The 22,414-nt window shown below is 66.4% G+C and carries 20 protein-coding genes and 2 pseudogenes; 11 read left to right on the top strand and 11 right to left on the bottom strand.

The genetic code is table 11. The features are described from left to right. Positions 1–9: 9 nt before the first annotated feature. The 4 genes from bcsA to K368_RS0102795 form a co-directional block, all read right to left on the bottom strand. On the bottom strand, positions 10–2,457 hold the full coding sequence (bcsA, locus tag K368_RS0102780; RefSeq protein WP_027171064.1) for a UDP-forming cellulose synthase catalytic subunit: 2,448 nt from the start codon (positions 2,455–2,457) through the stop codon (positions 10–12). Between the two features lie 299 nt (positions 2,458–2,756). Next, on the bottom strand, positions 2,757–3,452 hold the full coding sequence (gene bcsS / locus K368_RS0102785) for a cellulose biosynthesis protein BcsS (protein WP_051439991.1): 696 nt from the start codon (positions 3,450–3,452) through the stop codon (positions 2,757–2,759). Between the two features lie 610 nt (positions 3,453–4,062). Continuing rightward, the gene (locus tag K368_RS0102790; RefSeq protein ID WP_027171066.1) at positions 4,063–6,624 is read right to left on the bottom strand and encodes a response regulator; all 2,562 of its coding nucleotides are present in this window, start codon (positions 6,622–6,624) and stop codon (positions 4,063–4,065) included. Positions 6,625–6,873: 249 nt separating this feature from the next. Beyond that, positions 6,874–7,932, bottom strand: a complete 1,059-nt coding sequence (locus K368_RS0102795; RefSeq protein ID WP_027171067.1) for a zinc ribbon domain-containing protein — start codon at positions 7,930–7,932, stop codon at positions 6,874–6,876. A 368-nt stretch (positions 7,933–8,300) separates the two neighbouring features. Here K368_RS0102795 and K368_RS0102800 point away from each other — a divergent pair, with 368 nt between their 5' ends. Together K368_RS0102800 and K368_RS23735 are read left to right on the top strand one after the other, a co-directional pair. Continuing rightward, positions 8,301–8,606: a helix-turn-helix transcriptional regulator gene (locus K368_RS0102800; protein ID WP_155934980.1), complete on the top strand. Its 306-nt coding sequence runs from the start codon at positions 8,301–8,303 to the stop codon at positions 8,604–8,606. After that, positions 8,603–9,946 (top strand): type II toxin-antitoxin system HipA family toxin, encoded by a 1,344-nt coding sequence (locus K368_RS23735; protein ID WP_051439728.1) that lies wholly within the window; start codon positions 8,603–8,605, stop codon positions 9,944–9,946. The genes K368_RS0102800 and K368_RS23735 overlap by 4 nt, the downstream gene beginning before the upstream one ends. A 604-nt stretch (positions 9,947–10,550) precedes the next feature. On the opposite strand, the pseudogene K368_RS25775 reads toward K368_RS23735, so the two are convergent. Further along, positions 10,551–11,136 (bottom strand): annotated as a pseudogene (locus tag K368_RS25775) (transposase); the annotation flags it as partial. A 101-nt stretch (positions 11,137–11,237) separates the two neighbouring features. Between K368_RS25775 and K368_RS27245 the strand changes: the two are divergent. From K368_RS27245 to K368_RS0102825, 4 genes and pseudogenes are all read left to right on the top strand, one after another. Further along, positions 11,238–11,432 (top strand): annotated as a pseudogene (locus tag K368_RS27245) (PHB depolymerase family esterase); the annotation flags it as partial. A 400-nt stretch (positions 11,433–11,832) separates the two neighbouring features. Beyond that, positions 11,833–12,693 (top strand): transglutaminase family protein, encoded by an 861-nt coding sequence (locus tag K368_RS0102810; protein WP_027171069.1) that lies wholly within the window; start codon positions 11,833–11,835, stop codon positions 12,691–12,693. Between the two features lie 897 nt (positions 12,694–13,590). Further along, positions 13,591–14,055, top strand: a complete 465-nt coding sequence (locus tag K368_RS0102820) for an Rrf2 family transcriptional regulator (protein WP_027171070.1) — start codon at positions 13,591–13,593, stop codon at positions 14,053–14,055. Next, positions 14,045–14,758, top strand: coding sequence for a class I SAM-dependent methyltransferase (locus K368_RS0102825; RefSeq protein WP_027171071.1), 714 nt, complete (start codon positions 14,045–14,047; stop codon positions 14,756–14,758). The genes K368_RS0102820 and K368_RS0102825 overlap by 11 nt, the downstream gene beginning before the upstream one ends. Positions 14,759–15,431: 673 nt before the next feature. Here K368_RS0102825 and K368_RS0102840 read toward each other — a convergent pair. Next, a complete protein-coding gene (locus K368_RS0102840) occupies positions 15,432–16,016 on the bottom strand; it encodes a hypothetical protein (RefSeq protein WP_036266693.1) in 585 nt (194 codons plus the stop codon). Positions 16,017–16,156: 140 nt separating this feature from the next. Here K368_RS0102840 and K368_RS0102845 point away from each other — a divergent pair, with 140 nt between their 5' ends. Then, a complete protein-coding gene (locus K368_RS0102845; RefSeq protein WP_027171074.1) occupies positions 16,157–16,555 on the top strand; it encodes a hypothetical protein in 399 nt (132 codons plus the stop codon). A gap of 33 nt (positions 16,556–16,588) precedes the next feature. Here the strand turns inward: K368_RS0102845 and K368_RS0102850 are convergent, their stop codons facing one another. From K368_RS0102850 to K368_RS0102860, 3 genes are all read right to left on the bottom strand, one after another. Further along, the gene (locus K368_RS0102850; RefSeq protein ID WP_027171075.1) at positions 16,589–16,867 is read right to left on the bottom strand and encodes a hypothetical protein; all 279 of its coding nucleotides are present in this window, start codon (positions 16,865–16,867) and stop codon (positions 16,589–16,591) included. A 65-nt stretch (positions 16,868–16,932) separates the two neighbouring features. Then, entirely contained in the window at positions 16,933–17,577 is a 645-nt protein-coding gene (locus tag K368_RS0102855) for a hypothetical protein (RefSeq protein ID WP_027171076.1), read from the bottom strand. Beyond that, positions 17,577–18,080, bottom strand: a complete 504-nt coding sequence (locus tag K368_RS0102860) for a hypothetical protein (protein WP_027171077.1) — start codon at positions 18,078–18,080, stop codon at positions 17,577–17,579. Before K368_RS0102860 ends, K368_RS0102855 begins: the two co-directional genes overlap by 1 nt. Positions 18,081–18,254: 174 nt before the next feature. On the opposite strand from K368_RS0102860, the gene K368_RS0102865 reads away from it, so the two are divergent. Beyond that, on the top strand, positions 18,255–18,536 hold the full coding sequence (locus tag K368_RS0102865) for a hypothetical protein (RefSeq protein WP_245259476.1): 282 nt from the start codon (positions 18,255–18,257) through the stop codon (positions 18,534–18,536). Positions 18,537–18,587: 51 nt separating this feature from the next. On the opposite strand, the gene K368_RS26435 is transcribed toward K368_RS0102865, so the two are convergent. After that, positions 18,588–19,166: a hypothetical protein gene (locus tag K368_RS26435; protein WP_155934982.1), complete on the bottom strand. Its 579-nt coding sequence runs from the start codon at positions 19,164–19,166 to the stop codon at positions 18,588–18,590. Between the two features lies 1 nt (position 19,167). Then, complete coding sequence (locus K368_RS0102875) at positions 19,168–19,401, bottom strand: hypothetical protein (RefSeq protein WP_027171080.1); 234 nt, start codon at positions 19,399–19,401, stop codon at positions 19,168–19,170. Positions 19,402–19,671: 270 nt separating this feature from the next. On the opposite strand from K368_RS0102875, the gene K368_RS23745 reads away from it, so the two are divergent. From K368_RS23745 to K368_RS0102890, 3 genes are read left to right on the top strand one after another with little or no spacing between them, the layout of a single operon-like run. Then, the gene (locus K368_RS23745) at positions 19,672–21,015 is read left to right on the top strand and encodes a TAXI family TRAP transporter solute-binding subunit (protein WP_051439992.1); all 1,344 of its coding nucleotides are present in this window, start codon (positions 19,672–19,674) and stop codon (positions 21,013–21,015) included. A 5-nt stretch (positions 21,016–21,020) separates the two neighbouring features. Then, positions 21,021–21,206: a DUF2934 domain-containing protein gene (locus K368_RS27555; protein WP_280940253.1), complete on the top strand. Its 186-nt coding sequence runs from the start codon at positions 21,021–21,023 to the stop codon at positions 21,204–21,206. Then, positions 21,203–22,285: a magnesium and cobalt transport protein CorA gene (locus tag K368_RS0102890; RefSeq protein ID WP_245259477.1), complete on the top strand. Its 1,083-nt coding sequence runs from the start codon at positions 21,203–21,205 to the stop codon at positions 22,283–22,285. Before K368_RS27555 ends, K368_RS0102890 begins: the two co-directional genes overlap by 4 nt. The last annotated feature ends 129 nt before the right edge of the window (positions 22,286–22,414 follow it).

Consider the following 22,414-nt stretch of genomic DNA (forward strand, 5'->3'; position numbering starts at 1 on the left):
CGATCTCCCTCACGTCCGCACGAGCGGGTCGTTGGACCCGCGGTTCGCCTGCTTTCCGGCTCCTTCGAGAAGGCGGTCGTTCTCGAATTCCAGCATCAGCCGGACCCAGTCCGTGGCGGCCTCGCTGCCGGGGATACGGTTCGGTCCCTGACGGACGACGAGGGGATTGTCGGATGGGCCGGGCGGGGCGGTGGGCGTCTCTGTGGGGGCGGTGAAGGGCGCCGGGCGCTGAGCCAGGAGGGGGGCTGTCGCGCCCTGTTTCGGCAGGACGGCAGGCGCCTTGGCGGCCTTGGGGGCGGCGGCCTCCGTCGAGGCGTGCCCGGCCTTGAAGGCATAGCTCGCCGCGCGAAACGGCTCGACCAGGCCCCACCAGATCAGCTGCAGCGTGCCGGAGACGATGTTCTTGTGCCGGCGGCGACCCTGCTGGAAGCGTAAGAGTGCGCCGGCATCGCCGTACATCAGGCTCGCCAGCGCCCCGTAGCCCTTGGGATCGAGGGGCTGGAACTGCAGGGTGACCACCATCTCGTCGCCGGCCTGCGTGATCTCTCCGATCTCCACCGGCAGCGGAACCTGCACGGGGGCGCCGTCGATGGGAACCACGGAGAGCTGGCCCATGCGGTGGGTGCTCCCGGCCCCCGGCGGCAGGCCCTCGGCTCCGAAACGGATGGTGCAGCCGAGCGCGGAGGCGCGCTCGATGGCCACATCGAGGGCGCGTCCCCCGAAGACGAGGCGTCCTTGCCGGTCGATCGCCAGCGAAGGGCTCGCCTCGGTGGTCCGGCGCTCGGCCGCCACACCGAGGGCCACGCCGGCGGTGAGGAGGTTGAAGAAGTTCCACAGGCCCACGACCAGCATCAGGTTGGTGACGCCGGGCTCGAACAGGTAGCGGTAGAGGGCCGTGCCGCAGCCGATGAGGAGAAGGCCGTAGACCGCGAAATAGGGCCAGGCCATGGGCGAGAGATGATCCTGGTCGAGGGCCGCGCCCTTGGCCGTGACGTTGAAGGTCGGCTTGCGCGGCGACACGATCACCGAAATGATCGCGCGGAAGAGATAGAGGCCCTGGACGTATTCGTAGAGCTCCGAGACGAACGGCCAGCGGAACTTGCCGTAGACGTAGTTCTGCATCATCAGGTTGATGACGATGTAGGTCGCCGTGTAGGCAATCGACTCGTCGACGCTGGCGACGAAGATCTTCAGGTCGAAGAAGATGTGCAGCAGAGGCGCGAACATGAAGATCATGCGCGGCACCGGGAAGAACCAGAACGTCATGCTCGACAGGTAGGCGAGCTTCTGGATCGGGTGGAGCCCGCGCTTGAACAGCGGGTTCTTGAGCATCAGGATCTGGAACATGCCCTGGCACCAGCGCGAGCGCTGGCCGATGAAGGCCACCAGCGTGTCGGGCTGCAGTCCGGCGATGAGGGGCGTGTCCACGTAGATGCTGTTCCAGCCACGGGAATGCAGCTCGAAGGCGGTCTCGCAATCCTCTGTGATCGTCACGCCGGAGAATCCGCCGGCCTCGTCCAGGGCGCGCCGGCGCAGGAGGGCGGCCGAGCCGCAGAAGAACGACCCGTTCCACTTGTCGAGGCCGCGCTGCGTCACCGAATAGAACATCTCGTTCTCGGACGGCATGCGGTCGAAGGTGCGCAGGTTTCGCTCGATCGGATCCGGATTGAGGAAGGCGTGCGGGGTCTGGACCAGGAACAGGCGCGGATCGGCGGCGAAATGCCCGATCGTCTCCCGCAGGAACGAGCGGAACGGAACGTGGTCCGCATCGAGGACGACGATGATCTCGCCCTGGGAATGCTTGAGACCGTTGTTGAGGTTGCCGGCCTTGGCGTGCTGGTTGCGCGACCGGGTCAGGTAGGTGACGCCGAGTGCCTTGCACAGGGCCTGCAGTTCACTGCGCCGCTGGATCGCCTCCTGCGCCTTGGCGAGGTTGGGATCGGCGCATTTCTGGTCGGTGCCGCCGTCGTCGAGCAGCCAGACGTGGAGCTTGTGGGCCGGGTAGTCGATGAGCTTGGCGGCGGACAGGGTCGTCGAGAGGATCCCCGCATCCTCGTTGTAGCTCGGCACGAAGATGTCGACGGTGGGGAGATCCTCGGGCGCGTCCATGGGCGGCGTGCTGCGGCGCAACGGATCGGCGTTGATGATGAGGCTGATGAAGAGGATGAAGACGCAGTAGAGTTCGCCGAGCAAGAGGACGAGGCCGAACCCGAAACTCACCGGATCGGACGGAGACGGCAGCGTGTTGGTGACGCGCCAAAACATGTAGCGCAGGACCACGAGGCTCCCGAGGGCCAGGAAGACGAACCGCGCCGGCGGGTTGTCGAAGAAGATCCACAGCACGATCATCGCCGCCATGGCGCACAGGCTCATGGCCAGCTGATCCTGCGTGCTGATCGGCTGGCTCAGCAGAGCGAGTACGGCGACCGTGGACACCATCCACACGGTCCAGCGCAATGCAGATCTCAAAACGAGTATCCCTCTGGGGGCGGGCAATGGGTCGACGTCGGCAATTATCGCGCGGCTTGATGAAGCTGTCGTGAGGAAGGATGCTTCACTTCGCAAATCCCGTATCACGACAGAGCCAGACAGGTCGCGCAGGCAGAGTGCGGCCAACCGGTTGCGATTGTCTTGCCAGGCTCGAAATAGAGAAATCGCGTTCTTAATGTGTCGTTTTGGACAGAAATGACCGTCTACGACGCCGCGGTCATGCACGATAGTGCGGTGCACCAAAACGGAACACCGCCTGTGCGACGTCAGAACGCGGCCCGGGCCTCCACGCTCGAGTAATAGCCGCCGCCCTGGATCCGGTCCTTCACGTAGCCGACGCCGACGGCCATCTTGATCGGGCCGATGGTGAAGCCGGTGACATGGGCGCCGATGCGATACTGGCTGAAGAAGTTGTCGCCCAGGAACATCACCTCAGGTCCGATATACACCCCATCGGCGACCATGTATCCGGCGCGGAAGCGCGTGTAATAGGCGCTGAACTGCGTCGAGTAGGAGCCGAAGGCCGAGACCATCGTGTTTTCCGAAGGTCGGGCATAGAAATTCGCAGCGACCTTGGCGCCGACGCCGGTTCCGACCACCGGGTTGCCCGGGTCAAGGATCGAGAGCTGATTGCTCCGCACGTTGAAGCCGACGAAGCCGGCCAAGGCGGCGTCGCGCCAGATCCACTCGTAGCCGGCGCTGAGGGCGCCTTCCTGCTGGTAGCCGTCGACCCGCTGGCCCACCCCCTGACCGGGATAACTGTAGGTTCCGGCCACGGCCTCGACCCGGACGCGCGGGCCGCTCTGAAGCAGGGTGCCTTCCGTCGCGAACGTGCCGGTGACCGAGCCGAAGGCCGAGCTGTTCGAGGTGACCGCCGCCGAGGCATCCACGGCCGTCGTCCAGGCATCGTCGCGGGCGACCGGCTCGGCACCCGTGTACCAATCCGCCGCCTGTGCCGGCATCCCGCCGAGGAAGGCGGGGATGAGGACAGCGGTAAGACCTGCAAAGCGCTTCATAGCGGCACGACCCTGTTGTCCCCACGCGCCCGGATGCATCCCGCAGCGGGTTTCGTTACCATCGACGCTGGTTCCTTTATGTTAGGTCAACGTTAACTGGGGCCTAACAGCATATAAGAAGTTGGAACGCTTTCGAAACCTTACTGAAACCTTGCTTGGCTTGACTTCACTCCGTGCCGTAATCGGACGCTGACGGATCCGTCGCGGGGCGGCCGATCCCAGAACCAAGTGTCGGAGCCTCACGGCAGCCCCGAACGGCGCGCGTCACCGGGAACGGCCGATCGACATGGTGGTCGGCGGGGGACCGGGTATTCGACGCGGGCAATCCGCTCGACGCCTTCCGGGCAAGGCTGACCACCGATCCGCCTCTCGCTAAGCAGGTTCGCATTGGCAGTGCCAAAGCTCCACCTTGCTTAGCCTTTGAAATTTCCCAGGTTTTGGCACGCAAAACCGGTGACCACTTTTGCGAAACCTGCTTAGGCAAGCGTTGTTAGGGCTCGACGCCCATCGATGTCTCCAACCGGCGCGCACGGGATGATGCGGGCTCCGGCTCGCCTCAGGCCGCGGCCGAGGCGTTCTTCCGGGCGGCATCGCGCATGACCGCTGCGAGGGCGGGATAGCGGAACGGCTTCTCGATATGCAGGAAGGCTCGGGCGCTCGCCGGCAGCTGCCCCCCCGGGCTCGCGAGAATGACGCGGATCTGGGGATGGCGGTTGGTCATGGTGACCGCGAGCTGGAGGCCGCTCACCACGGGCATGGCCCAGTCCGCGATCATGACGTCGTAATCCGTCGCCTCGTCGAGGAGCGCCAGGGCATGCTCGGCCGAGCCGGCCTGGACGACGACGTGACCGAGATCGACCAGGGCATCGGCGAAGCTCTGGCGCACGAGGCTGTCGCTGTCGACGAGGAGGACCCGAAGGGCGGGCATCCGCGCACCGGCCTCCGACGCCTCGGCTTCCGAGGGCGCCTCCCCGGCCGGGAGCCAGAGTTCGGCGAGAAAGCCCGTGCCACCGCTGCCATCCGAGAGGAGCCGAAAGCCGCCGCCGACCTGGGTGAGGAGAGCCGCCACGGCCTTGGTCGCCTCGCTGTCGCTCGAAGGCATCTCCGCGGCATGGCGGCCCGGCGTTCCGCTGGCCAGGACGATCCGCACGTAGCGGCCGGAAGGAAGGGCGATCCCCTCGTCGTCCGTGAGCACCTTCTCGTCGGCGCCGATGGCGAACCCTTCCGACCCGATGTCGCGGACATGGAAGGCAAGGTTGAGGAGGACGGCCTCCAGGACCTTCTCGCTGCACAGCACCTTGGCCAGCCCTGGGCGGACGCGGGTCTCGACGGTGGTCTGATGCAGGACGTTGGCGCCGAGGAACGGGCCGAAGGCGGCCAGCGTCACGCCGACGTCGGTTTCCTGAAGGCCGGTATCGTCACGGCGCACGAAGTTCACGAGGCGCCGGGTCAGGCTCGATCCGCGTTGCGCGCCCGCCAGGGCGGCATCGATCAGGCGCCCCTGATCCGAGGGAAGGTCGTGCCGCCGTTGAAGGGTCGCGAGATTGGCGATGACGACGGTGAGAACGTTGTTGAAGTCGTGGATCACCCCATCCACGACCTTGCGCAGGACAGTGCCGGTGCGGGATTCCGCGGGGGCATCGCTCTCCCGGCGACGGCGCTCGATCGGAGAGGCATCGCCATCCGTCGGCGAGCCGCCGACGAGATCCGCGTCCTTGACGGTCTCCCCGACGAATTCGCGGCTCAGCGCATGCAGGATCGTGAGCTTGGCCGTTTGCGTGTCGCCCTCGGCACGAATGAAGCGAACGAAGAGGCGACGCTGGCCATTCTCGGCCATGCTCCCGGTGGTGCGCAGAACGACGTCGTGCGGGCCCGGCTGATCCAGCGCCGCCTGCATCGTGAAATCCATGAGGTCGCGGTCTTCCGGGGCGATGCCGCTCTTCAGGTCGGTGAGGGCGACGGCGCGGTCCGGGATGGCATGGGTCGAGCGCGTGGCGGGATCGGACCAGGTGACGCTGCCGGAATCGATGTCGATCTCCCAATAGGTCCAGCCCGACATGGCCTCGAAGGTGCGGAAGCGGTCGCGAATGCGCGAGAGGGCCGAGCGCGTCTCCTGCAAGGCACGAACGCCGCTGCGCTCCCGCGCGACGAGGCGTTCCTCGTGTTCCAGGAGTTCCACGATTCGCGAAGGCGACGAGACGCCTTGCTCGCTCTCCCCGATCAGCTTGAGACGCCGCACGATGCGGTCGCCCACGACCCAGCCGGCGCAGGCCGTCAGGAGGCAGACGGCGAACCACAGCGCCACGCTCCCGTTATCGGGGAGGGATGCTTCGATGCTCCGCGGCAGCCCGGCATTCGGCGCCCGCGCCACGGCGAGCCAGCCCGACGGGCCGAGATCACGGAACCCTGCGCTCGGCGTCGCCTGTTCCACCACCTCCCGTGCGCCTGCCGCCTGTTGCGCCATGAGGCCGGAACCGGACCGGACGTCGGCGCCGAGGACGGACAGGCTCATGGCACCGCCCGCCGCGCGCGACGGTCCGAGTACCTTGTCCCCGATATCGCCGAGCCACGCCTCGTTCAGGCGCGCGACGAGAATATCGTCGCCTCCGGACACGCTCGCCGAAACCGGGAGCGCGATGTCGAAGACGGTCTGGCCGCTGCCCCCCGGGGACGGGACGGCCACGATGGCCTGGGAGGCCCTGGCCCGCAGGAACCAGGACCGGCCGGATACGTCCCGGCCGAAGCCGAGATCGTTGCCGGCGACCTTCACGCGGCCATTCGGGGCCACGAGGTTGAGTTCGGCATAATCGGGGCGCAACCTGAGCCATGCGCTCAGGATCGGCTGCAGTTCATCCGCATCGAGGCGCTGGGACGTCTGCTTCAGGGTGATCGCGAGGGTCTTGAGATCCTGGACGACGTCATAGACTCCGCGATCGATCGCGGCGGCGAAGCGCTGGGAGGTCCGGGCGGCATCGAGGGGCTTGCGCGCGTCGGTCCGGTTCAGGCTGGCGATCGTCATGCTGCCCGCGACGACGGCGATTCCGACGAGGGCGGAGGCCCCCGCCACCAGGGCATAGAGCGACTTCAGCGACATCAGGCTCAAGCCGGACTTCTTCATCTCATCTCACGCTGATCGTTCTCGACATCGCGCCGAGACAGCGTTCCAGACTGCCAGGCCTCGATCAATCACACCAATCAGCGTTAAAATTCATTTAAGCTCGACGGTTAGTGGGTTGCAATCGTTGAGGGGTTTCGAACGAAGCGGGATTTTTGGCCGGAGCGCCCGGTCCTTTCCCGAGGCCGCGAGGGCGCCGCCGCCAGCGGGCTTCCGCCCCCGGCGGTCGGCCCGCGGGTCCGAACCCCGCCGTCACGTGACGACCGGGCTCTCCTCATGGGCCGAGGGTGTTCCGCACGCCCGGCAGAAGCGCTCGAAGGTGCTTTTGCGGTGGTCGCAGGCGGGGCAGCGTTCGAAGGCGCCGAGGCCGCAATGAGGACAGAAGTTCAGGCTCGGATCGTCGAGGGCGATGGGCCGCTCGCAGCCCGGACAGGATTTCTTGGCGAGGCGCTCCAGCGCCTGGTCCGTGGCGATCTCGCCCCGGCGCTCCTCGGTCGGGCGCGTTTCCGCGAGCTTCTGCCGCTCGTTGTAGGATTGCAGGGCGCCGATGGCGGCGCGGCCGGCGATGAGGGTCACGAGGACGCCGACACCGTATTGCACGTAGCCGCCGTAGCTCGGCAGGTAGGGGACGAGCTCCACGAAGAACGCGAAGGTCGCCGCGAAGGCGAAGCCCCAGACGAAGGGCCAGTTGCGGCTCCGCCGCCGCTTGAGCAGCAGCCAGCCGGCCAGCGCCAGGAGCGGCAGCGTCAGGGCGAGGCGATATCCGAAGACGCGCAGCTCCTGCTCCCGCTCGGCGGCGTCGAGCTTGACCTGGGCCGCCATGCGCCGTTCGCTCTCCGCCCGCGTGAGCGGCTCCTCCTCCTCGGAGAGATCGAGCCGGGCCTTGGCCAACCCTTCCAGCCGCTCCTCGATGGTCCGCTCGGCCCCCTTCAAGGCATCGAGCCCCTGCGTGCGGGCGATCAGGTCGGGATCCTGGTCGACGCGCTGCGTCGCGTCGCGGGTCCTCAACCAGTTGGCGAAGGTCTCGCGCGCCGCCTCCGAGGCCGAGCGCGCGGCATCGAGGGCCAACTGCTCCTGCTCCGTCCGGCGTCGGTTGTCGTCCTGCTCCCGGCGAATCCGCTTCAGGGACTCGACCGCCGCCTCGTCCGTTGGCCCGTCGAGGAACTGTTCGAGGGTCTGGCGGTGCTCCACCTGCGGCAGGTCGCCGACCACGAGGGAGCCGAGGCCGATGAGGAACCAAGCGAAGAGGAAGGCGATGAGCCAGAGCCCGAGCGTCAGCCAGCGTTCGGACAATCTACGGCTGGAACGCATGCGATGACTCCTGTCGAATGCCCCGCCCCCCAATCCGCGAAGTCGGGGCTGGTCCGCCGCGCGTGGGTGACGGCGCCGGAAGCCGGCGCTGCCGGGTGTAGTCGCCTTGGATCCACGGGAACAGACCCGAGCCGGGAACGGTGCCGGATCGCCCACCGACGCGGAACGGGCGCCGTCAGGCGACTTGATCGGCAAGGTCGAGCTTCCCTCGGTGCACGGACGGCTTGGATTCCATGCAATCCGGGCGCTCCAAGTTATACCGACTTCAATATAAAACGGTTTTATGCCGACTTGGATATATGGCTTGATTTATACCGACTTATGCATAAATTACTTTAAATACCGACTCGGCTATAAGGACGGCCTCCGTGCCAGCCATTCGCACACCGAACGACCTCGTGGCACTCCTCAAGGGTAGGCGGCTGGAGCTCGGCGAAAGCCAGACCCAGTTCGCGGCGCGCATCCGCAAGACCCAGTCCTGGGTCTCCGACTTCGAACGTAACGTCACTCCCAACATCTATATCGGCACCATGCTGGAGATTCTCTCGTTGGCTGGGTTTGACCTCAACGCGGTCTCGCGGGAGGCTCGGTACGACGCCGGTCCCGATGAGGACGACGACGACGCCGACTTAGCTCTGGACTTCCAGGATGATGCCGGCGGGTTCACGCCATGAGCACACCCAAGCTGCTGCACGTCCTCATGGGCGGGGTTCCGCTTGGCCGAATCGCCCAGGAGGGCAACCGGCACGTTCTGACTTACGATCCACGGTGGCTCCGCCGTGGGGACCGCGCGGTCACGCTATCGCTGTCGATGCCGCTCACGGCGCCTGTCCACCAGGGCGACGTGGTCGCCAACTTCCTTTGGAACCTGTTGCCCGACAGCGAGCCGACCCTCGATGGCTGGGCCCGAAAGTTCCAGGTCTCGGCCCGAAATCCGTTCTCTCTCCTCGCACACACGGGCGAGGACTGCCCGGGAGCCATCCAGCTAGTGCGGGAGGAGCGTCTGAACGCCGTCACCGGGCGTGGCGAAATCGAGTGGATCGACGAGAAGGAGATCGGACGCCGTCTGGCGGAGCTGCGCCGCGACGCAGGGACTTCAGGTCGTGTCAGCGGCGAGACGGGCCAGTTCTCGCTGGCCGGGGCCCAGCCCAAGACGGCGCTCACTTTGCTGGAAGGCCGATGGGGCGTGCCGTCAGGTAGGATGCCGACCACCCACATCCTCAAGCCGCCAGTGCTTAACCTGGAGGGTCATGCGGAGAACGAGCATGTCTGCCTGAGCGTCGCCGCAGCCATGGGCATGCGCGCGGCCAAGACGCGCGTGATGCGCTTCGCGGATGAGGTGGCCATCGTGGTCGAACGATACGACCGCATCGTCCGGGGGGACCGCATCCTGCGGAGCCACCAGGAGGACATGTGCCAGGCCCTCGGGGTACCCCCGTGGCGGAAGTACGAGAACGAGGGGGGGCCCGGCGTCCGAGCCGTCGTCGCCGACGTGCTGCGTTGGAGCGAGGACTCCCTCGCGACGCGGCGCACCTTCCTCAAGGCCGTAGTCTTCAACCAGATCATCGGAGGATCGGACGCGCACGCGAAGAACTATTCGATACAGCACGCGGCCTTCGGGAAGATGCGGCTTGCCCCTCTCTACGACATCGCCTCGGTCTGGCCGTACGAGCGGGACACGCGCAAGCTCAAGATGGCGATGCGGGTGGGTGGCAAGTACAAGTTCGACGAGATCCTGCTGCGGCACTGGGAGGCCGAGGCGCGCGCGTGTGGCATGCAGCCTGAGGACGCCGTTGGGCCGCTGCGCGACCTGATCGCACGCTTACCCGACGCCTTCTCCGACGCCTCCCACAAAGCCATAGAGGGCGGACTATCCCATAAAATGACCGTGCCGCTCGCCGACGCCGTGGGCGTACGCTGCAAGTACCTCGCCGCCCGGTACGGACGCGAGGATGCTCAAACAATTGTAGCAGAGCCGGAGGACGAGGAGGAAACGGCGGCATTCGCGCCGTGAACCTCGAACGGTGGCCATCGACCGAAGAAGGCCGACCGGTTACCTGATCGGGCTCAAGAGCGCCTTCGGACCGAGCGCTTCCAGCCCCGACCCGGGCAGCGGGCATACCCCCACAACGCCTAAAAACAGCCTTCAGGCGCCCTCAATGACGGGCACCGCGCGGGGCGAGGGGCTCGGCGGGTTCCTGAGCCGTGGCTTGGGCGGGCTTCTGGACTTCCACCGACCCGGGTTAAGGAAGCCAGCCTATTTGGTAGCGGAACGCCGGAAGCCCATCCAGCATCCCGCATCCTGTCGAGTCGCCCTTCCTGACTGCGCCCGGTCGCCCGGAATGCCCGGGCAAACTCGTTACTCGGGCGGACGACCACATCTCATCGCCCCCCAATCGAGAGAAAAAAACGCACGGGACCCTGGGCGCCCCATTTCCTGTCCGATAGGCCTGCAAGGCCCGCTACCTTACTCAGGACGAATCGTTTTCAGGATCGCTATACGATTAGCCCCGCTCATCGCGAGCTTGCTGACATCCAGTGCAAACTGTAAAGGGCGGACCAATTCCAGGCCGCTGTGGTGGAGTAAAACCGGGCCAGTGGCGGCCGGCCGTTTGAACATTGTAATAGCCTTCGATGTAGGCGAACAGGTCCCGTCTGGCCTCGTCCCGGGTCGCCCATCGTCGCTGGTGGACGAGTTCGACCTTGAGGGTGTGGAAGAAGCTTTCCATCGGGGCGTTGTCGTAGCAGCAGCCGGTTCGGCTCATGGAAGGTGTCGCCTTCACGTCGGCAAGCTGCGCTCTGTAGGCCTCGGCGGCGTATGGGCTGCCGCGATCCGAGGGACAGATGAGCCCAGAGGCCGGTCGCTGCCGTCGGGGCGCCATCATCAGGGCGACCGATGTCAGCTCGGTCCGCTTTTAGGACGTCGCGCTCCATGCGCGTCCGGTCGAGTTCACGCCGCAGACGGGCGATCGCGACCGCCTGATCGGACGGCGATGACACCGGGCTCATCGGCGCGGTTCCTGGCAATCCCGCTGGCCGCGGTGGCGGGCAGCCGCCCATCAGCGCCGTGCGCCACTGCCTCAGCATCGACGGTTGGATCCCGAGTTCGGCGGCGATCTGCATCTGCGGCCGGCCGCTGCTTTCCAGCAGCGCCACCGCCTCGCGTTTGAACTCCGGGGTGAACTCGCGTCTCGTCTTTGCCATCAAACACCTTCCCCGCCCGCAAGGAGCGTATCAGAGGTGTCCGTGAAACCGGGGGAGGATCAGGTGAACCGTCCATCTTGGCCGGCCTCACGCACCAAATAATGGGCGAGTTCGATGTCGATTCCGCACGGGTCTGCATCGGCGGCCTGTCGTCGGGTGGCGCTGCGGCCGCAGTTATGGGGATGACCTACCCGGACGTCTACGCCGCCGTCGGCATCCATTCCGGGCTGGCATGCGGGTCCGCCGGGTCCTTATCCGCGGCCCTCGCGGCAATGCGTTTAGGCTCCGCGGTCAAGCCACGGCAGGCGACGCATCCCGTTCCGACCGTCGTCTTCCATGGCGACCGGGACACGACCGAGTCCCCATCGATGGGGATCAGGCATTCGCCCAGGCGAGGCCGGATGTCGAACTGGTCACCGCAATGGCCGAAGGACGCTCGGCCGGTGGAACAGCCTATACGAAAACCGTCCGGACAGATCCGGAAGGCCAGTGGTCGTCGGAACGGTGGGTCGTGCACGGCGCAGGCCATGCATGGGCCGGCGGCGACCCAATCGGCTCGCATACCGACCCGACAGGTCCCGATGCCAGTCGTGAGATGTTACGGTTCTTCATGTCCCACGCGAAGGTTTACGGTTCGCGCCAGTACTGACCCCTCCAAGGGCAGCGCGAGCCGAACCGGTTCCTCAGGAGCATCCCTTGGTCGAGCTTCGCATCCATCACAGGACAACCTACCGATACCGGCAGTCGGTCGGCCTTGGCCCGCACCGCCTCATGTTGCGACCGCGGGAAACTCGGGACCTGAGGCTCGTATCGAACACGGTCACCGTGATGCCGGATGCGACGGTCAGCTGGGCCAACGACGTCGCGGGGAACGCCATCGCCACCGTTACGTTCGCTACGCCTTCCGACACTCTCGTCATCGACAGCTTGTCCTGCGTCGAACTCTCCGCGGTCGCTTATCCAGTCTTCGACATCGCGGCCTCCGCCATATCGTTTCCCTTCCGGTACCCCGACGGCGATTGGACCGATCTTGGGGCGCTGGCATCACGGCAGTACCCAGACGATGATGGCCTACAGGCCTGGGCGCAAGCGTTCGTCGCGGGATGCCCCACCGACACCCTTTCACTACTCAAGGACATCAACTCCGGCGTCGGCAACGCCATTACGTATCAGGCTCGGGAGGACGAGGGTACGCAAGCCCCCAGTCAGACCCTTCTGTTGGGCGCGGGTTCCTGCCGGGACCTTGCTACCTTGTTCGTGGAAGCTGTCCGCTCGTTAGGGTTCGGGGCTCGGGTCGTATCGGGCTATCTGCATGATCCGACGCGTACCCTGCTTGGCTCCGCGGATGCTGGTTCCACCCATGCCTGGGCCGAGGTCTATCTGCCCGGCGCGGGCTGGGTCACCTTCGATCCAACCAACCGCAGCGTGGGCGGGGCAAACCTGATCCCGGTCGCCGTGGCGCGGGACATCCGTCAAGCCATGCCGGTGACCGGCAGCTTCATCGGACCATCCGAAGCCTTCCTGGACATGTCGGTCGCGGTTAGCGTCACGGCCTGAGGGCTAGGGCCGACGTAGGAAATCCCATCGTCCGGAACGGGTGTCTCGAACCCGCCAAATCATATTGACCCTGCATCATGCGAAGGCACGGTCACAATCCATCAAAAGCGCAGCCCCTCTCACATCAGTATCGATGCCTCCACACTCACAGATTTCACTTCGTAGCGCGTAGCAGATAGCAGTACGTCCTACACGCTACCCGACGAGTAGTCCTTTAGCTCCGCGTTGGGCGATCCAGGGCAAGCGCCCTTGCGGACCTGGACTACCTTCCCCGGCCGTAATCCGGTCGGTTCCTCGATCTGCCCCCTTGCGTTACAGACCACCCGCGTCGACCCCACCCGGTAATCCGAGGCATGGTGGACATGTCCGTGGACCCAGACGTCCGGGCCCCGGTCAAGGATAAGATCCGACAGGTCCGAAGCATCGCACCACCGTAGGTCCGCATCGGCCCTGGATAGGCTCGCCCGGTGCGGAGCGTGATGGGTAACCACCACCGTGTGACCGGGATGGCTTACGGCCCGGGTGTCATCAATGAAGGCCCGGGTGCCCCAGTGCATCGCGAGCACTTCCTCGGGCTCGATGCGATTGCGCGACCTCGGACCCGTCCGGATCCGGCGGTAATCCACCATCCCACCGCGCCCCTGGGCGGTCCGAAAACCGTGATTCAGGTTGACCGAGCCCAGGCGGAAGTCCGTCCAGAGAGTGCCACCGGCGAACCGCACGCTATCGACGATAATCAAGTCGGAACGTGTCCACTGGACTGCCTGAGGGCGGGTGCGCGGTGGTGACGAGAGCCTGCACGCTCCGCTCTTCACGCATTCGATGGCCGGACCATCCCTCGATGACCATGGGGGGACCACGTTGACATGTGCACTTTCATGGCACTATCGAAGTTGCATGAGACGTGACAGTCGACTGTCGGGCGTGCTTCACGTCCTCCTGCACATGGCCGAGTTCGAGAAGCCGGTGACGTCCGAGCGTCTCGCCGTGGTGATGCACACCAATCCGGTTGTCGTACGGCGCGTCATGGCCGGGCTGCGCGATCTCGGCCTTGTTGCCTCGGGCAAGGGGCATGGCGGGGGATGGACCCTTTCCTGCGACCTCGACCGCGTGACCTTGCACGACGTCTACCTCGCCCTCGGAGCGCCCGAAATCTTCGCGATGGGCCATCGCAGCGAGGCACCGGAATGCCTCGTTGAGCAGGTGGTCAACGCGGCCCTCGCGACGGCCTTCGAGGATGCGGAGCGCCTGCTGCTGTCGCGCCTGGGCGACGTCACCCTCGGGCAGATCAGCATCGATTTCCACGCCCGGCTCGCTAAGCGGCGACCCAATCTGAAAGAAGACTGTCCCGATGGCGCATAGCGGCCGACACGAACCCCTGGACCTCGTCGCCGCCTTCGACGACCCGACGGCGGCAGCGAAATACTCGGAGGGGCCGCGCCGGTTCGTACCGGGCTTCGACGCCCTTCACCGTATGACCGGCATTCTCCTTGCCGAGGAGGCCCCGCACGACGCGCGGGTCCTAGTGCTCGGTGCCGGGGGTGGATTGGAGTTGCGGGCCCTGGCCGAGGCCCATCCGGGATGGACCTTCGTCGGCGTCGATCCGGCTCGAGAGATGCTGCTGCAGGCGGAGCGGACGCTTGGTCCCCTGATGGAACGGGTGACCCTGATCCACGGCTACGTCGACGATGCGCCGGACGGGCCTTTCGATGCCGCGACCTGCCTTCTCACGCTGCATTTCCTCGATGCTGTCGAACGGGAGGCCACGGTCCGCGCGATCCACCGGCGCCTGAGGCCAGGGGCGCCGTTCGTCGCCGCCCACGCCAGCTTTTCGCAGGCCGGGGACGAACGGAAGCGGTCGTTGGGCCGATACGAGGCGTACGCCATCGCTTCCGGCGCGGAGCCGGAGATGGCAGCCAAGGCCCGGGCGGCCGTGGGAGCGAGCCTTCGTATCCTCGATCCCGACCGGGATGCCGCGATCCTGCATGCCGGAGGATTCAACGATGTCGAACTGTTCTACGCGGCGCTCACCTGGCGCGGCTGGGTGGCACGGGCCGGATACTAAGGGTTCGACGGAGGGGGGGCGATACGGATGCGGACCCTGCCCCACACGAACCCAGCCACAAGCGAAAGGGCCATGAAGGGCAGCATCGTGATGACGAGCCATTCCATCAGCGTGATCCTTGTCAGCGGCAGGCCAAGATCGACCCGGGCGATCGAGCAGGGATGGACGGAGCCTTCGCTCAGGGTACAGCCGGCAAGATTGGCGACGAGAAGCGCGACGGCGAACGGGAGGGTAGGCAGCTAGACCATCAGGCCGAAGACGAGGAGAACGCGTTCCACGGTTCGCATCCCGATCATCGCTCCTCGAAGGGGCGAACCGGTACGGAGCCGCCCGGCGGGATCGGTCCGAGATGGCGGGCGATGCCGGGATAGGCCGGATCCGACAGAGCGTAGCGAATTCGAGCGTCTCCCATGGCGCCTCCAACCGACCCAGCGCGCAGGATCAGGACGAGGCTGCCGTCCGGCTCCCGTGTCGCCACCCCGATGGGGCCGGCACTTGTCGTTCCGGAAAATCGGGCTCGCGGAGCCGTGCGGACATCAGATTGGCTGGATTCGGTTGAGCGAGCACACGGCGGCAGAATGACCGAGCCGACCAACGTGACCAAGACCAGCGTGCGTATCATGCCGAAACGCCTCCTGCGTGCGCGCGCCCGGCGAGGCCGTTCAACGATCCATCAGGGCTGGTTAAGATACCGGTCGGACGCCTGCCCGCCCTCGCCCAGCGGCATCGTGATGCGACCGCTCCGATCGATGAGCCCCCACAGACCACCGACCATGGAGGACGGTACGCGGCCGTCCGAACGGCAGCCTTGGCAAACCAGTGCCTCGCCACGTGCGTTGAATGGGAAGGACCAATCGTATGCGGTGGTGAGGACACGACGCAGGCGTCGATCATAAAAAGCGACCTTGCCCACGTGCCAGGCACGCACGAGCCCCGATGCGAAGGGGTCCGGCCCGTTATCGAGGATGAAAACGGGCAGCGCCAGCCCGTCGCGACGCGCCCAGAGCCAACCGACCCCGTCGACGACGATCTCAGTCAGCCCACCGTGAAAGCGCATGCGCGCGAGGTAGGCGGGGTCGATGCGCACCATCACGCCATCGCGGCGGGCGCAGTGCGCGTAACGGTCGAGGTCGGCATGGACGTTACGGCAGGCGAGGGGAAAGGTGGCCGCCTCGGCATTCCGCGCCGGGAGGGGAAGAGACGGGAGCACGGCCGTCGCGATCAAGGCGACGCGAATGCCGAACGCCGCGCCACTCATCGGATGCCTCCGGCGCCCAACGGGACCGGCCGCGCCCGTCGCGTCGTCCACGGACACGTCGGACGCAATCGCCCGCGCTTCGGTTGCGGGCGTTTCACCCGTGGGCCATATCTCGTCGGCCATTCACGCAAGGACCTCGCATGCAATTGCGGCTGGACCAGTCATCCGTCGAGGAACTCGATCTGGCTCTGCGCCTCTACCGGCGCATGTTGTTTCGCCTCCCCGCGATCCTCGTCCTGGGCTTTGCCGGTATCATCGGCGTGTCGCATCTCAGCACTTTCCTGTCGCCGCCCTACGGCGTCTATTTCCTAGGGCAGGGGCTGGTGACCTGGTGGCTGATCGGGCTCCTGGCCCTGCTGTTCGCGGAGCTCTGGTGGGAGGGCCGCCAGATCGGAAAGGCCCTGAACCATCCCGGCCTGCAGGACCCACCCATCGCCGGGCTGATGGGCGGCCTGGGCGTGATCGGGGAGCGCGCTGCGGAGATGGGTATGGAACCCGGGTTCCTTCACGGCCCGCTCCGGCCTATCCGTCGACGGTGAAGCGCGCGCGAAGGGGAGAGCCCACGTCGGCCGTCAGTTCAGGCGGTGGCAGGTCGAGGTAGTCTCAGGCGTTCCGCGCATGCCGCCCGCCGGCCGGATCTCGCAAACCACATACTTGCCGCCGCGCTCCAGGGTGAAGCTGGGACCCATGGCGGATACGATGCGGTGGCCGCCGTTGAGGAGCACGCTCATCGGCTCCTCGACCGGTACCCAGACGGTCGTGGGACGCGGCGGCATGGCGGGCGCCTGGGCGATGGCGGGGGCGCTCGCTAAGATCAGTAGGAGGACGGTGTGCGGAAGAGGGCGGCGCATGTGAAGTCCTATCTTTTGGTCTTGCGATAGCTACCGGACCGAAGCGCACTTCTGGCCCGTGCCGTTCAGGGCATGACCACGGCGAGGTCCACCGCCGGCAGCCAGCCAATGACGGGAGCCTTCTCGCCCCGGTAGCGTACGCGCAACCAGTCGTCCCGCCGTTCCAGCACCGCGACCGGATCGTATTGGACGAGGTAGGGCGCGCGCGCCGGGACCGGCCCGGGTTCGTGACGGAAGGCCGTGCGCTTGGCCGTCACCAGGCCGACGCCGACCCATTCCGTCGAGACCTCGCCCGCGTTACGGGAGAGCGCGTAGGGGGTGCCCACCATGCTGCCCGTGGTCATTAGGCAGCCGCCGTGGTTCTCCGAGAGGGTCAGTGCGGCCCCGCCCCTGGTGAAATCGAGGCGCCCCGCGATGCGTTCCGGTTCGCCTGGATACCACGTCTCAACCGTTGCCCCGTCGCCCGCGAGGGTCCCGCGCATCAGGAAGATGCAACTGAACTGCGGGCCGCCGGGATCGGCCGTCCCGCGCTGCTCGGCGAAGACGCCCGCCACCGCGCTGCCGGAGACCGCCAGGGTCAAGCTCTCGTAGTTGCCGGATCGCGCGGCCGGTTCGGCTGCCGCCGCTCCGCAAGTGGCCAGCAGGACGGCGAGGCCCAAGGCGGGCCAAACCGTTCGCGACGTCGCGACCCGGGCCTCACCCCGCGCCATCAGAGGTTCTTCTCCAGGACCTTCACCACGGCCTCGACCCGGTCCTTGAACTCCGCGACATTGGCGAAGGGGCGCCAGTTCACGTCGAGGGTGCCGCCATCGAACTTCAGGCCGTTGGGGTAATTCGAGGCGGGGGCAGTCTTTTCGTCGAAACGGACGCGGATCGCCTTGAGTTTCTTGGCTAAAGCCTCGCGTCCCATCGGGTCCTTGCCGACCTCCTTCAGCCCGGCTGCGAGCGGCTCGAAGATGGTTTTCTCGAAGTAGCCCTCGTCGGAATAATACTTGGCGTCGCCGGGAATCGTGAGCTGATCGCACGCGACTTCCACTGGAACGGGAAAGCCAGCCGCCTCCTGGATCACCGTCTCCTGGGTGGGGTATCGGTCCTGGCGATAGGTCGCGATAGCCCGGCGCTCCACGAGGCCGACCGTCGGCTCGGCCCTAGCCAACGGGGCGGACAGAACCACCAGAAGGGTAGAGGCAAGGGCGTGACGGCGTGAGATCATGCAGCGGTTCCTCCGGTGGGGTTGCGACGCTGGAGTGCGGGCCCGGTGCGACGGTTCGATGTCGGCGACAGGCTCCCCTCACGGGGCGAAACGGTTCCGTCTGACGCCGACCCTCTGCTATTCCAGCCCCTAGTATTCGATGAAAGGCAGGGTGGGATGATCCTAAGGACGGCCTTGGCCATCCTTTCAGCCGTTCCGCTTCTCGGACCCCAACTCGTCCGGGCCGGACCCGACCTGCCCGCGGACGCGAAAGCCTACGTGACGCGGCGGATGGGTTGCAACCATTGGGGTGGGGAGGACGCCTACGACGCGGCGCGCGGCCGGGAGATTGGCGAGGCCGTGAGAAGCCTACGCTGCGACACCGTCGAGGCGGACGAGCAGCGCATGCGGCGGCGCTACAGGCGGCAACCGGATGTGCTGAAATCCCTCGACCAGACGCACGACGCGGATGGTTGAGATCGACGACCCGGTCCCCAGAGCGGGGCGGCGGCGCGTTTCATTCGACGGTCAGGTGGAAGCCCTCATTGGATTGAGAGAGATCCCACGGACCTCCTGCATCGTGAAAAAGCCCGAACAGGATTCTTCGTAGCGGGTTGCGTAGCCGTTGCCGTGTTCGTCTGGACCATCATCGCCTACGCGCCGATGATGGCGGTCATGTCCGTGATCGCCGCGATCCCGCTTCTTTCCCACGCGGCGAGAAAGCGGCTGGTCGTCGCCCTCGGCCTGTCGGCGGTTTGCGCCCCCCTCATTGGATGGCCTTCGGAACGATGGCCGGACATTTCCTGCTGAACCAATCCCGGCTTGCGGGCCTAGGGTGTTGGGCCGGGACGGGGCGAACGAGCTCGTCCGGAACGCACGTATCGTGCGGCAGCGGATTGCCCGCACCGCGATGTGGCGGACCAGCGCCATGACTGGCAGACCGACGCACAGCGCCGCTACGGTGGCTTGGGCGGTCAACCCCAGGATCCACCCGATGCTTTCGAGCACGGCGAGAACCGCGCCAGTCTCGACGTACCGGATCACGAGCTTGCGGGCATGCCGCTCACGCAGGCGTCTTGCGGCGGTCTCGGGTCCGGCGGTGTCCATCTCAGATTCTGAGCTCGACGCGGTCCGTCGAGATCACGACCGCGTCCGGACGATGGTCGGTGAGGTCGGTCGCGTAGTGGAGGGCGTCGTGCCGGGTACGGAAGAGGCCGCCGCCGAGGCCGTGCGTCTCGACGGCGACCCAGTGACCCTGCGGGTCCTGGCCGACGATGAAGCTGGTGGAAGGGGATCGGGGCGCCTCGGCTACGATGGCGGGGACCGGGAGGGGGACAGGCATGGATCGGCTTGGGTTCGCGCGATCCATCGTCGGGACCGCATCCGTAACCTGAGCCTGGTCGCATAAGGGTTCGAGCGGGAGACCTGGCCTTCCACATAAGTGTCCCATCAGGATTCCGCGCGAATCGACGGACCTGCGGCGATGCTCACTCGCAAGGGAGGCTACTGCGGCCCACCTTCGCCCGGTGGCAATGAGCCGCCATCGGGGGATATTCGCTTGGGCAAGGTGGGGGCACCGTTTTGGCGCGTGGCGTGGTTCTGCGCGCCGCTCATGGCGCTGGCTGTCGCCGGCCTCGCCTACGCATACCTCACACATCCGACCACACTGATCGTCGCCGTGGCGCCCAACGGCGGATCGGAGCCAGCCTTGATGCGGGCCTACGCGGATGCATTGACGAAGGGAAAGGCGTCGATCCGGTTACGTCTCGTTCCCTTCGGCGGGGTCCGCGAGAGCGCCGAGGCGCTCCGGGACGGCAAGGTCGACCTCGCCGTGGTCCGTCCGGACGTGTCGATGCCGCGCAACGGGCTCACCCTTGCGGTCCTGCGCGAGCAGGCGACCTTCGTGGTCGCGCCTCGTCAGGCTAGCATCGACGGCTTTCCTGCCCTTGCCGGCAAGCGTCTAGGCATATTGGCGCCCCGGAAGGCAGACCATGCCCTGGTACGCGGCCTCATGGCTCGCCACGGGTTGGACTTGCGTGACGACATTCCCGACGGGGGCGCATCCGCAAAGGCGGTGACCTTGGTACCCGTCGAGGAGGCCGATCTTTCGACTTACCTCGCCGCCGGACGTATCGACGCCGTGATCCTGCTGACCACGCCGACGTCAGCGGCCGCCCAACGCATCGTCGGGCTCGTCCGGGATGCAGACACGAACGGCGAGGCTGCGTTGTTCGGGATCTCCGACATCCCGGCGACCCTGGCCCGCATGCCGCGCCTCCAGGCTGTCACCGTCCCAGCCGGCCTGTTCGACGGTGACCCGCGCCTGCCGGCGGAGGACCTCTCCACGGTCGGATCATCCTACCGCCTGATGGCACGCTCGACCCTGTCGCGCAGCGTCGCCGCGGAGGTGACCCAACATCTGTTCGAGATGCGCGCGCTCCTGTCGGAGGCGACGCATGCGGCAGAGGACGTCTCTCACCCGGCTTATGAAACCACCGTCGGCGCAACCAGCGCACGGTTGCCCATCCACCCAGGTGCCATCGACTACTACGAGCGCGAGCAGGAGAGCTTCATCGAACGTTACGAGAGCTGGATCTACCTCGTGGCGATCTTCGGCGGCGGCCTTGGGTCGGTGGTCGCATGGCTGCGCCAGCGCGTGGGTCGCATCCGGCGCGAGCGGATCGAGGTGGCGACCCTGCGCCTGCTGGAGCTCCGCTCGAACGCCCGGGGGGAGATCGACAGGGCCAAGCTGGAGGCGATAGCGGGAGAGACCGACGACCTGGCGGCCAGCATCGCCCGCCATTCCATGAGGCGGGCGACCGAGCCCCGTACGTTGGCGGCCGCGACCTTCGCCATCGACGCGACCCGCTCCACGATCACGAGACGTCTTGGCGGTCACCCGAACGGCGGCGTCGCCGTCGTCGGGGAAGAACCGGACGGAGAGAGGAAACGATGACCGCAATGCCAGTTATCGCCCCGGACCGTATCCGCGCGCGGGCGTACGAGCTCTGGGATCGCAACCATAGGCCGGGAGGTCTCGACATGCAGTTCTGGCTGGTCGCGGAACGTGAGCTCAAAGCGGAGGATGCACGCAAGGCCGGGCACGCGGCCGAGGCCGATGAGGCCGAAGGGAAGCGTACCGCATGACGGCCGAAACCATGGCGAAGGACGAACGGAGCGTTTCAGGCACACCGACGACGCGGCCCGGCGACCCGGCCGGCGAAGGTCCGCCCGTCGCCCTGCCCGATGCGGGCGTTCCCGGCCTCGTGGCCTCGGGCGTCTACGCCGGCGGATGCCGGGTCGCGGACATTCGGATCGACGAGGCCGGGGATTGGGCGCGGCGCCCCGGCCACGTCGTCTGGATTGGCCTCTACCAGCCCTCGATGGAACTGCTCGTCGAAATACAGGAGCAGTTCGGACTGCACCGCCTCGCAATCGATGACGCTCGGCATGCCCACCAGCGTCCCAAGGTCGAGCGATACGGCGATTGCCTCTTCGTCGTGGTGCGCACGGCCCAGTTGGTCGATGGCCGTATCGCGCTCGGCGAGACCCAGATCTTCGTGGGTCAAGGCTTCGTCGTCACTGTCCGGCACGGGGCCTCGGCCTCCTACGCGCCCGTCCGCGAGAAAACCGAATCCTGCCCGAAGCAGCTTGCCCACGGCGAGGACTACATCCTCCATGCCGTCCTCGACTTCATCGTCGACAATTACCGACCGGTGATGGAGACGGTCATGGCCGAGGTCGAGGCCATCGAGGACCGCATCCTTAAGCGCCAGTTGCTCCCGGCTGAGGTGGAAAGGTTGTACCTGCTGCGTCGCGACCTACTGCGCCTGCGGACGGCCGTGGTCCCGCTCGTCGAGGTCTGCCGCAAGCTCGAACACGACGACATGGTGGCTATTGACGAGGAGATGCAGCCACTGTTCCGGGACGTCTCCGACCACCTTCGAGGCGTGCAGGAGGAGATCGACACCCTGCGCGAGGTCCTTGCTTTCGCGTTCGAGGCGAGCCTGATGCTCGGGCAGGCCCAGCAAACCAGCATCACGCGGCGGCTCGCGGCCTGGGCGGCCATCCTCGCGGTTCCCACCGCCATCGCCGGGATCTACGGCATGAACTTCGAGGTCATGCCCGAGCTGAAGTGGCGCTACGGCTACTTCGTCGTGCTCGGTGGCATCGTCACGGCCTGCGCCGTACTGTACTGGCGGTTCCGGAAGAACGGATGGCTTTAGCGATGCAGGCCCGGATTTATGGCCTGCATCTCCTCAATGGTTCGCGATGGTGCCCGATACGAGTGGCTACCAGGCGCTATGGGTGCAACTGCCAAGCCGCCGAAAGCGTTCTGGACCCCGCACCCTCAA

The organism is Methylobacterium sp. 10, assembly GCF_000519085.1.
Classification (GTDB): domain Bacteria; phylum Pseudomonadota; class Alphaproteobacteria; order Rhizobiales; family Beijerinckiaceae; genus Methylobacterium.